The 1,557-nt window shown below is 44.5% G+C and carries 2 protein-coding genes; both read left to right on the top strand.

The window, feature by feature from the left end:
- Positions 1-117: 117 nt before the first annotated feature.
- Positions 118-246 carry a hypothetical protein gene (locus VB740_RS18125; RefSeq protein WP_323201344.1) on the top strand — a complete coding sequence of 43 codons (129 nt, stop codon included), beginning with the start codon at positions 118-120 and terminating at the stop codon, positions 244-246.
- Between the two features lie 474 nt (positions 247-720).
- The coding region (locus VB740_RS18120) for a reverse transcriptase domain-containing protein (RefSeq protein WP_323201345.1) at positions 721-1,557 on the top strand (837 nt) is incomplete at its 3' end.

Here is a 1,557-nt window from a genome sequence, read left to right as displayed (position 1 = left end):
GGTGCGATTCGTTCACTCGAAATGAATAGAAATATTCAGGGATGGGTGACATTTGAGAGATAACCCCAATGGGTTGAGTTCGCACTTTAATCTCTCTCAAATGATAACTGAATAACCATGAGGGTGACTCCAGAAATAGGAGAAGTCCCTCTCCGTAAGTGCAACGGTAACAGCATCACCCCTACGGTAGCGACTAGCCATCAATCCGTAAAGCGGGGCGAAAAGGAGGAAAAACTAGCAGCCTAAGCCGGTTCCCTTCGAGCATGAACCCATGAATAGCGAAAGCAAAGATGCGTCTGAACCATAGTTACATCAAACCAGCGAAATAAGGCTTACACGCTGGAGCCAAAAGGCAAAGGATAACGGGGCTGGCAATTCAGCTGTTGACCAGTAAGCACTCCCAATAAACCCGGTGGATAGCATCATTCTAAAGGTTCAAAACAATGGTTATTCGGAACGAAGTAAGCTTTCGTCTGCCCTCAATAAGGTCGATAACTGAGTAGGTGCTAACCGTATGCAACGAAAGTAAAGATTAAGTCAGAAGCGAACGCCCTATTGTAATGACAGGGATATGCTGACGGACTTACGGTGATTTGGAATGTAAAGTTATGAGTAGCAATGCAAAAGTCTAATACACGACAAATTGCTCCCAAACCAACCAAAAACGGTTTTCTTCCTCTTAAGACTAACCGAACTAAGAAGGTTTTGAGTAATGACTCGATGGTGGAATGGAAATACGTCAACTGGCGTAAGTTGGAAAGACGTGTTTTTAAGTTGCAAAAACGAATTTACAAAGCATCTCTTCGTGGTGATGTCAAAGCATTTCGCAAACTCCAGAAGACGTTGATGAAGTCCTGGGCAGCAAAGTGTTTATCGGTTCGTCGGGTGACACAAGACAACCAAGGTAAAAAGACGGCAGGAGTGGATGGTGTTAAATCATTATCCCCAGAAGCACGGCTAAAACTGGTTATCAAATTAAAACCTAACTCAAAAGTTAAACCGACAAGACGGGTTTGGATTCCCAAACCAGGAACGGAAGAGAAACGACCTTTGGGTATTCCCGTAATGGACGACCGAGCCTTGCAAGCGCTAGTAAAAATGGCATTAGAGCCAGAATGGGAAGCGCGATTTGAACCTAACTCATACGGGTTCCGACCTGGGCGCTCATGTCATGATGCGATTAAAGCCATATTTATATCAATCGCTCAGAAAAGCAAATACGTGCTTGATGCTGATATAGCAAAGTGCTTCGACCGCATCGACCATGAAGCACTGCTAAGAAAATTAAATACATCTCCCACCATACGCCGACAAGTTCGAGCATGGTTAAAAGCGGGGGTGATGGATGGTAAGCAGTTGTTTCCAACATCTGAGGGTACGCCACAAGGCGGGGTAATCTCCCCACTACTGGCAAATATTGCCCTTCACGGGATGGAAGAACGAATAGATAAGACATTTCCTGAAATGTCTCATTCAGGTAGGGAAACTTGGTATCACAAAAAAGGTACAAAGTTTAGAAGTCCCCGACTTATTCGATACGCCGATGACTTCGTGATA

This window comes from Nostoc sp. UHCC 0251, assembly GCF_034932245.1.
Lineage (GTDB): Bacteria > Cyanobacteriota > Cyanobacteriia > Cyanobacteriales > Nostocaceae > Nostoc.
The sequence above is the reverse complement of the archived record's forward strand: the minus strand, read 5'-3'. Positions and strand labels throughout refer to the sequence as shown.